The following is a 9,074-nucleotide window of genomic DNA, read 5'->3' as shown; positions in this document are numbered from 1 at the left end:
TTTCTTATTCGATATATTAACAGATGACCCATGTCTGACCGCTTCTTCCTGTCACCCTGTCCCGCAAATGACCCACTCAAATCCGCGAAGAGCCTATTTAAATAGACCCTTCTTTCTTCAACAGCTCTCTCTTCCTTTTCAGGCCGCCCATGGTAAATCCGCCGAGTCCGTTCGCGGCGACGACCCTGTGACATGGTATTAGAACCGGCAGAGGGTTCTTTCCGCACGCGCTTCCAACCGCCCTGCATGCCCTGGGAGAACCGATCCTTTTTGCAAGCTCGCCGTAGGTGACGGTCTTGCCGCGAGGTATCTTGATCAGCTCCTTCCAGACGCGTTTTTGAAATCTTGTCCCGGAAAGTCCTTCAATATCTGATGCCGAAATCTTTGAACTCACCTTTTGCCTCCTCCCAATTTTCATCGACCCTTGTTACATGTGCCGAAGGTGGGCCATTGTTGCACCACGCCACAAATCTTTCGAGCGCGCTTTTTTCTCCCTCTGCAACGGTCTCAACTCCGCCATCTTCATTATTTCTCACCCATCCCGTCAGGGAAAGTTCTTCCGCCGTTTTTTGCGTATGGGCCCTGAAAAAGACGCCCTGAACGCGGCCGGTTATTTTTAGGTGCACGCGGCGCATATTGGTGAACCCACCGCTACATCGCTAATGGGTAATCGTCAAGTGGAAAGAACCGGCCAAAGCTCCCATAAATATTAACAATATCATATAGTTGTAAAAAAGTGAAAAAATGCAAAAAAAGTTAGCAACTTTTTTATACGCCTGCCGATAAGGTTAGTGAAATGAAAGAAACGACCAAATCTGCCGTCGTGAAAATAGTTAGCAACTTTTTCGGCTTTCTGCCGAAAATAATAATAGGAGAAGGAATATCTCTATAGGAGGGATCATTTATGGCAAATCCGATCAGTGCAAAGAAAGCAACATTAACAATTCCAAGATCGCCTGGCTATGAAAAAGTCGTTAAGGAGATGTGTAAAAGCGCCAACGCCGGCTTTCAAGCGCAGTGCGGCGCATACAAAAAGGGCGCGTTGGATAGCTATAATGGTTTCATGCAGAACACTGAGAAAGGCATGAAATTCATCTTTGACACGCTCAAGGGCGGAAAGCTCAACGGGACGACCGTTGAGGATTTTGCCTCTATTCAAAAGGCGGTTAAAGCATGCAAAAAACTACCTACTTCACTTACAGAAGATCTTTTTACCCCCGAAAAAGCCCCGGCAATCTTCGCGAACCTTCAGGCCTGTGTTGATGGCATAGCAAAGGCAAGGTTTGTTGCGGCAGCAGTTGTTCCACCTCCGGCACCCGCTGTTGTTCCAGCACCCGCTGCAGAAGAGAAAAAAGATGATACTAAAAAGGCCGAGGATGCCGCCACGGTTCCACCGGCAGCAGAAAAGGCCAATGCCTTAGAGGCCCTTCCTGCGATAGGTCTCGGTGAATTAATGGAGTCGTTCCTGATGGATTTCGGAAAGTCGATGGGAACCGATTATTCAAACGCCGTGGCAATGTTCCAGCAGGGCGAAGAGAAAAAGAGCTGGAAATATGGTGCGGTCTCGGCGGATATGAAGGCGATAGCCGCAAGGGCACTTGGAAAATATACGCAAATGTATGGTGATCTAAAGGAGCTTAATGCCCTTCGGATACCTTTAACGGTAAAAGTAGATAACGTAGCTGTAAAGATAACCGATATAGCAAAGGGAGACGCGCCGGAGGCTTCAAAAGCCTACGATGCCATGATGGCAGAGGCTGGAAAGGTCTATGATGCCTATCTTGCCCACGCCAAAGAGGTGCTCGACAAAGATCCAGTGAACGTACCGGGCAACAAGCTGGACTTTGCAAAGGCCGAAAACGGGACGCAGGTTGTTGCCATGCTGAAGACCTTCGAAGCATCCGTTAAAAAACAATATGAAGAGTTAAGCGCGGCTAAAAAGAAATCGCCCGTTCCGTTCCCAAAGGAGCTTGCAGCGAGCATAAACGCCCTTCCTGCAACAGAAGCGGAATGGATGGATAATATCGCCAAGCCGGCGGTCCAGAAGTGGCTGGACAGAAATGACCAGTTCATTCTTCAGCAGAAAGATTTTGTTACTAACTCCGTGCTCAGCGCCAAGAATGTTGACGATTTCAAGAAGAACTTAAGTATTTTAGTGAATGGAATTAATGGAGCGATTCTTGCAAGAAATATAAATGTGAGTAATGAACTTACAAATGCCCGTATGAGTGCGGATGAGGTCGTTGCCGGAATTGTTTATCAGGCTCCCCCAGAGTGGAATCCTAATTTTGATTCAAAAAAGAATGCTGTAAATCTTGGGCTGTGGTTAAGGCTGCAAGCGGTCAGGGAAGAAACGACAGTCGATGCTCTCTTAGCAGCCATGCGGTACAAGTCAGGAAGTAGACAAGACGCTGACGGATCTCCGGCATGGATGAACTATAAAGAGTTTATTATCGCAGCAGGAGGCATAAAATCATATACCGATTATAAGAATATTGCCGGTCCAGCAAAAGCATATATAGCTGGCAGTCAAGCGCCCGGTGTCACTAACTCGTACGATGCCAGACCACAGGGCGGTTCGCTTGGGGTTGGCGTTGCTGCAAGCAAAGTGGTCGGCAAAATAGGTGACCTTGCATTGGTAATAAATGGAGGTGTCGAATCAAGAACAAAGCTTTCATCCAACGGTCTTCCTGGATACGGTGATCTTGTCGGGACCGAGAAGGAGGGGAGCGGAAACCAGCTAGGTATTACTGCTAATGTAGGTGCCGCCTATGGAACTAACGTTTTTGGAAAGAAAAGGAATAATCTATATCAGTTTGCACTGGGCGCGTTCGGCGGAAATATAGGCATAAATTTCAAAGTGATGCATTTTGTTGATCCAAATGTCTGTATTGTTGCCGGTGGGGAATACTACTATGGTAATTTCAAGCCGCTTGCCGACGGTGATAGGCTACTGCCTTCTCATGCGCATTCGATCTCTTTAGGCGCATGTTTCTTCCCAGGTACTGATAGCGTGAAGATTGATATTGGCGCCAAATTGGCTGGAAATAAGGACAATCCGCTATCTGCGGCGGTGACTGCAAGCGCAGGTATCATGGTAGATGTGTCGGATGACGGGTGGGCGTTAGGGGTAACCGACAAGATAGGTATCCCATTGAGGACCAATATTGGCCGCGACTGGTCTCCGATTCTCAGTAATACATTGGAACTAGCTGCTGGCAATGAAGATCCCGACCCCACTGTAAAGAATGTTAGAATGGGTGTTCGTTGGAAACAGAATCTCTTTAAGGGCATAACAGGTGGAGGTTACGAAGAGAAACTTGTTAGTAAGGACGACAGGCTCACGGTATTCGGTGCATTTGATATATCCTTCACAACATCATTCGCCCTTCATCTGAGCGGTGAGATTGGTGGAGCCATAAGGAACATTCCTGGTATTACAGACGATAACCGTTTTATATATGATGTGGGCATCGGCCCTAAAGTGTCTTGGTAAGTTTTAATATTTTTTATAGAAGTATAAAAAGAAAAGAAAGGGTTAAGGGATATGAAGAATAAAATCGTTAGGTTGACAGGGCTCGTGGTCTTATCCGCATTTCTTTGGGCATGCGCCGACGGTTCTATGCCGGCGACTCCAACGCCTCCGCCTCCACCGGCGCCTACGCTTACCGCGCAGGCAGTGGTCCCCGGCGGTACCGCGTACCAGAACATCTCTCTCGACACGAGCGCCGGCACCAACAGTGCAAGCCTTACTGTCGTGAGCGGAAGCAGCGTTGAGATCAGATGGGACATTAAGGGCGTTTCAACCGCCGAACTGACATCCACACCGGATGTTCTGGGCGGTGCGGTCGTTCTCGAGATAGAAAAGGGAGCGGCAACTGATAAGACAGGGACCTCAAGCGGTTCGCAGTTCGTTCCCGGTCTTACAAGCGACGTCACCTTCACCATCAAGGCCACGGCCGTTGGTGCTAAGGAAGATGACCCCGTTTCAGAGGTTACCGTTACCATTCAGGTAGCCGTTACCCCGGCGCCCGTAGAACTGGCCATTAATAAATTCGATGCCACACCTTCGCAGGTGCAGGCAAACGGTATTTCCAAGCTCTGCTGGGACGTTTCTCCCGCGGATTCAAAGGTCACGATAAAGGACGACGCCGGAAATTATCTGGTGCCGCAGGCATTGCCCGAAGAGGAACCTGCCGAAGGGGAACTTGAGGCCAAGGCTTCTATGGTTGAGGCCGAAGAAGGAGATGTTTCTATCGAAGAACCTGCAGTTGAGATCCCCACGTTCGAAGCGGTAGGATGCTTCGACGTTACGGTCAATAAAGATACCAAATTCACACTTTCCGCAATGAGCGCCGACGGCCAGACCCTTACACAGGATGTTATGGTCGCTATCGCCGCTACGGAATTTAACGTGGTCTCTTTCACGGCCAACGGTCAGGAAGGGACGTTCCTCATGGAAAAGGCGGGCGAGGTAAGGCTTTCATGGGAAGTTATTCCCGAAGGTGCCACGGTAACGATCGATAACGGTATCGGCGAAGTTGCCGTAAAAGACATGGTAACGGTGAGCGTTGAAGAAACCACTACATACACACTTACGGCCAGCTTTGGAGATCAGATAGGGTCAAAACAGGTAACAGTTAATGTAGGGACACTTGGAGGAAAGAAAGAAGAGCTCTCCGTAGCCCTCTCTAGCAGCGCCAGCGAGATATTTGCCGGCGAGGCCGTGAAGATCGCATGGGCGGTTAAGGCGGCGGACGGTTCCTCAATTGACAATGCCAGCATCACTTTGAACGGTGAGCCGGTCTCCGGCAGCGACGTTACGATAAAACCCATGGCGACGACCAATTATGTCGTTGAGGCCTCGACCGGGAACGGCGATGCCAGAAGTAATTCTGTTACCATTGCAGTTCGCAGGTGGAACGCAAATGAATTGGACAGTAAGTGGGCTAGTATAGGTGTTGTTTCCGACAAGATGGTCCTGATGGGATCGTATTCAAATCCACCGTCTGCGATCAAGTTCGGAAGACTTATCGACAGCATCGGTTTTGAAAAGGTCACCTATGATTTTTCATCCGATTTTGCAAAACTTTATTTTGGTTCTTACCAAAAAGATAAATTGGGCGCTTATGGGCAGTTCCCTGTTAATGCGCTTACAAAAGATCCTTCGTCGGCCCGTATTTACGGTGCGACGGCTGGTGGACTGATCTATTCAGATGATACTGGTAAGAGCTGGGCAACGGTAGAGATACTCGTGTTACCCAAGAAACTTTCTTTTGCGTCAGCTGAGCGCAAATCTTGCAAGGGTGGCGTTCAGATTGGTGACAAGAGCGGTAAGAACAGCGTCGCAAATATTGCACAGATCTGTGATATAGTCGTTGATGGTAGCAGAGTTGTTATGGGCACCGATATCGGGCTCATATATATAGACGATGTCGATGGCTATATGTCCAAGAGGACATGTATCCAGGGACTTCCCGAAAAGGGGGAATGTTCCAAACAGAATGCTTTAGCGCTTACGGTGGTCAATGACCTCGCAAGTTTTGGCGGTGCAATATATGCTGGGACTGAAAAGGGTGTTTGGATAAGCACAGACAAAGGCGAATCGTGGGCCGAGTTTAACGGCGGGGGTATCGGTAGCGGAACGGCGGTCTATGCGCTTGCCATCGGAAAGAAGCTGATCTATGCCGCAGGTCCGGAAGGTGTTTTTGCCTCCGAGCTGACGGTTGGCGGCGCCGACTGGAAAAAGACGGGTGATATCAGCGAAGATGCCGGCGCGGTCTATTCACTGGCGGTCGAGGGTAGCAATATATATGCCGGAACCGAAAAGGGCATTTATGTCTCTCACAACGCGGACGATGATTGGGCGGATATATCCGAATCGATGGGTTCATCCCCCGCGGTCTACAGCGTTGCAGTTAACAAGAATAATTCAATTGTGAGCATTTACGCGGCGACAAGCGCCGGCGCGTTCAGCTCAACAGGTTCGGTAGCTACTCCGATGGCAGAACTCCCGAAGGTCGAGACGGCTCCCGAAGTGACGAATAGCGCGATAGATTCATTAAAAGCGATGTTTTAGTTCGAGTCCTTGAAAAGGGTTAAGGAAAACCCCGCGGAAGGCATAAAGCCCCCGCGGGGTTTTTTGTTACCTAAATTTTCCGCTTGCAAGTCACCTAAACTAGCCTATAAACTCCGCCGCATGACCAATCAAATATTAGAACTTGCGCAAAAATATCAGAAAGATACCGCGCAGTTCCTCATAGATATCGCATCCATAAAGTCACTTTCCTGCGGCGAAAGGGCTGTTGTAGAACGTATCGCCAGGGAGATGAAGGAGGTCGGGTTCGACAAAGTCTGGACCGACGGGCTTGGAAGCGTTGTCGGTCAGATAGGGAACGGCAAAAAGAAGATAGCATTCGATGCCCACATCGATACGGTAGATGTCGGCAACAAGGACCTCTGGAAATTCGAACCCTTCAAGGCCCACGAGAAGGATGGAAAGGTGTGGGGGAGGGGTGTTGCTGACCAAAAAGGGGGCATGGCCTCGATGGTCTATGCCGGAAAGATAATCAAAGAGCTTGGGCTTGCCAAAGACGCCACCGTTTACATGGTAGGTAGTGTCATGGAAGAGGATTGCGACGGCCTCTGCTGGCAGTATCTTATAAAAGAAGAGGGCCTGAAGCCCGATGTTGTGGTTTTGACGGAACCGACTAGCCTTAATGTCTACAGAGGCCACCGCGGGCGTATGGAGATAGAGATGACCGTTACCGGTCTTTCGTGTCACGGAAGCGCGCCGGAGCGTGGCGATAACGCCGTTTATAAAATGGCCCCCATCATAAAGGGAATAGAAAAACTCAACGATAAGTTAAAAAGCGACGAATTCCTGGGAAAGGGGACAGTTGTGGTCTCGCAGGTCTCGTCGGTAGGTCCCTCGCTCTGCGCGGTGCCGGATAAATGCAGTATCTATCTCGATCGCAGGCTCACATGGGGAGAGACCGAAAGCTCGGCCATTTCAGAGCTTCGCGAAGTGGTCGCAGACAACGGAATTTCGGCAGAGATAGTCGTCCCCGAATACAGAAGCGAGGCATATACAGGAAAAGTTTACCCCACCAAAAAATATTATCCAACATGGAAGATAGCCCCTGATCATAAGGCCGTTGTTACCGCAGAAAAGGCCTGTGTGGAGCTCTTTGGCGTGAAACCCAAGACCGACAAGTGGACGTTCTCGACGAACGGCGTTGCCATAATGGGTATGCATGACATCCCGTGCATAGGATTCGGCCCCGGGAACGAAGAACAGGCGCACGCGCCCAACGAATGGACACCGGTTGAGCATCTGGTAAAGGCCGCGGCATTTTACGCAGCGTTCGTTCGCTCATGGTGAGCCTGTCGAACCATGAGCGAAAGTTTAATTCCAGGGCATCTCTAAGAACCTGCTTGTTCTGTCATTGCGAGCCCCGAAGGGGCGCGGCAATCTCCCGCAAACACTTGATTTAGGGAGATTGCTTCGGTCACTACGCTCCCTCGCAATGACACGCCAATGGTTTTTTAGAGGTGCCCTCCAGTTCATCCTTCGACAAGCTCAGGATGAGCGACATCAGGAGAATATATGAACTTCAAAGGAAAGCATTTCATTGCCGAACAGGATTGGACAAAACCGGAGCTCGACCGGATGTTCGAGGTTGCTTATGAGCTGAAGGAGAAGAAGAAAAGGGGCGAGATAACCGACTGGCTCAAGAACCAGACGGTGTTCATGATATTCTTTGAACAGTCTACCCGAACGCGCAACTCCATGGGCTGCGGAATAACTCAGCTTGGTGGCAACTCACACGATCTGACGCCTGACAAGATGCAGCTCTCTCACGGTGAGACCGCCAAGGATACCGCCCTCGTGCTTTCCCGTATGGGTCACGCCATTGCGTGCCGCAACTGTTTTTACGGCATCGGCAATAGATACCTGCGCGAAATGGCCGAATGGTCCGATATCCCCATCATGAGCCTTCAGGACGATCTTTATCATCCAATGCAGGGCATTGCCGATCTTATGACCATTCAGGAAAAGTTCGGGAAGAATTTAAAGGGAGTTAAGGTGACCATATCATGGGCCTATGCAACGTCCCACGCAAAGCCCCTTTCGGTTCCTCAGTCGCAGATACTTCTCTTCCCGCGCTACGGGATGGATGTGACGGTCGCGGCCCCAAAGGAGTTCCCGCTTCTACCTTCTTTCGTTGAACAGGCGCGGATGAACGCAAAGGAGAACGGCGGTTCCATCAGGTTCGTGGATAATATGGACGCAGGGTTCGAAGGCGCACACATCGTCATTCCAAAGAACTGGGGCGGATTTGCTCACTTCTCCAAGTGGGAAGATAGCGATGCGCAAAAGAAAGAGATGAAAGCGAACCTGGAAAAGCATAAGGACTGGATCTGCGACAAACGCAGGATGAGCCTTGCAGATAAGAACGTAAAATATATGCACGCTTTACCTGCAGATCGTGGTAAAGAGGTGACGGACGAGGTGATAGACAACGAAAAATGGTCCATCATCTATGACGAGGCCGAGAATAGATTACACACGGCAAAGGCAATAATGGCATTAACAATGGGGGGTACAAAATGAACAAGAAAAGATGGGCAGCGGCTAGTATCGCGGTATTCATTACGGCTATGGCACTGGAATTTATATTCAACAAGTTCTGCCTCAAGGCGGCATATTTGGAGGTCGCGAACCTCTGGAGACCCGAGGCCGAGATAATGAGGCTCATGCCTGTTTACTGGGTCGCGGCCTTTATAGTTTCGTTCATCTTTGTTTATATATATTCCAAGGGATATGAAGCAAAGCCGAATGGAGCGCTCGAAGGGCTTCGCTTTGGTCTCTGGTTCGGTCTTTTTGTGAACCTCGGCATGGTTTCGGTGACATACGTAACAATGCCTATTACGCCAAGGCTTGCCATCGACTGGCTCGCAACGGGAATGGCGGAATATCTTATTGTGGGAGCGGTCGCAGGGTTGATATACAAGAAAAGTGCGTGAGTACGTAAGCGCTTAAGGGCACCTCTAAAAACCTGCTTGTTCTG

7 protein-coding genes are annotated in these 9,074 nt (G+C 49.7%); 5 read left to right on the top strand and 2 right to left on the bottom strand.

Going from position 1 to position 9,074, the window contains the following annotated elements; all coding sequences use genetic code 11:
* Positions 1-97: 97 nt before the first annotated feature.
* A complete protein-coding gene (locus COV46_05525) occupies positions 98-418 on the bottom strand; it encodes a hypothetical protein (protein PIR17134.1) in 321 nt (106 codons plus the stop codon).
* The gene (locus COV46_05520; GenBank protein ID PIR17133.1) at positions 363-635 is read right to left on the bottom strand and encodes an acylphosphatase; all 273 of its coding nucleotides are present in this window, start codon (positions 633-635) and stop codon (positions 363-365) included. The genes COV46_05525 and COV46_05520 overlap by 56 nt, the downstream gene beginning before the upstream one ends.
* Before the next feature lie 269 nt (positions 636-904).
* On the opposite strand from COV46_05520, the gene COV46_05515 reads away from it, so the two are divergent.
* The 5 genes from COV46_05515 (at position 905) to COV46_05495 (ending at position 9,030) form a co-directional block, all read left to right on the top strand.
* Positions 905-3,496 (top strand): hypothetical protein, encoded by a 2,592-nt coding sequence (locus COV46_05515; protein ID PIR17132.1) that lies wholly within the window; start codon positions 905-907, stop codon positions 3,494-3,496.
* Between the two features lie 51 nt (positions 3,497-3,547).
* A complete protein-coding gene (locus tag COV46_05510; GenBank protein ID PIR17131.1) occupies positions 3,548-6,079 on the top strand; it encodes a hypothetical protein in 2,532 nt (843 codons plus the stop codon).
* Between the two features lie 120 nt (positions 6,080-6,199).
* Positions 6,200-7,384 carry a YgeY family selenium metabolism-linked hydrolase gene (locus tag COV46_05505; GenBank protein ID PIR17130.1) on the top strand — a complete coding sequence of 395 codons (1,185 nt, stop codon included), beginning with the start codon at positions 6,200-6,202 and terminating at the stop codon, positions 7,382-7,384.
* 225 nt (positions 7,385-7,609) lie between these two features.
* The gene (locus COV46_05500) at positions 7,610-8,617 is read left to right on the top strand and encodes an ornithine carbamoyltransferase (protein ID PIR17129.1); all 1,008 of its coding nucleotides are present in this window, start codon (positions 7,610-7,612) and stop codon (positions 8,615-8,617) included.
* Positions 8,614-9,030 (top strand): hypothetical protein, encoded by a 417-nt coding sequence (locus tag COV46_05495; GenBank protein PIR17128.1) that lies wholly within the window; start codon positions 8,614-8,616, stop codon positions 9,028-9,030. Before COV46_05500 ends, COV46_05495 begins: the two co-directional genes overlap by 4 nt.
* Positions 9,031-9,074 lie beyond the last annotated feature (44 nt).

The organism is Deltaproteobacteria bacterium CG11_big_fil_rev_8_21_14_0_20_49_13, from assembly GCA_002796305.1.
Lineage (GTDB): Bacteria > UBA10199 > UBA10199.
This window is presented reverse-complemented; position numbering and strand designations above follow the sequence as displayed.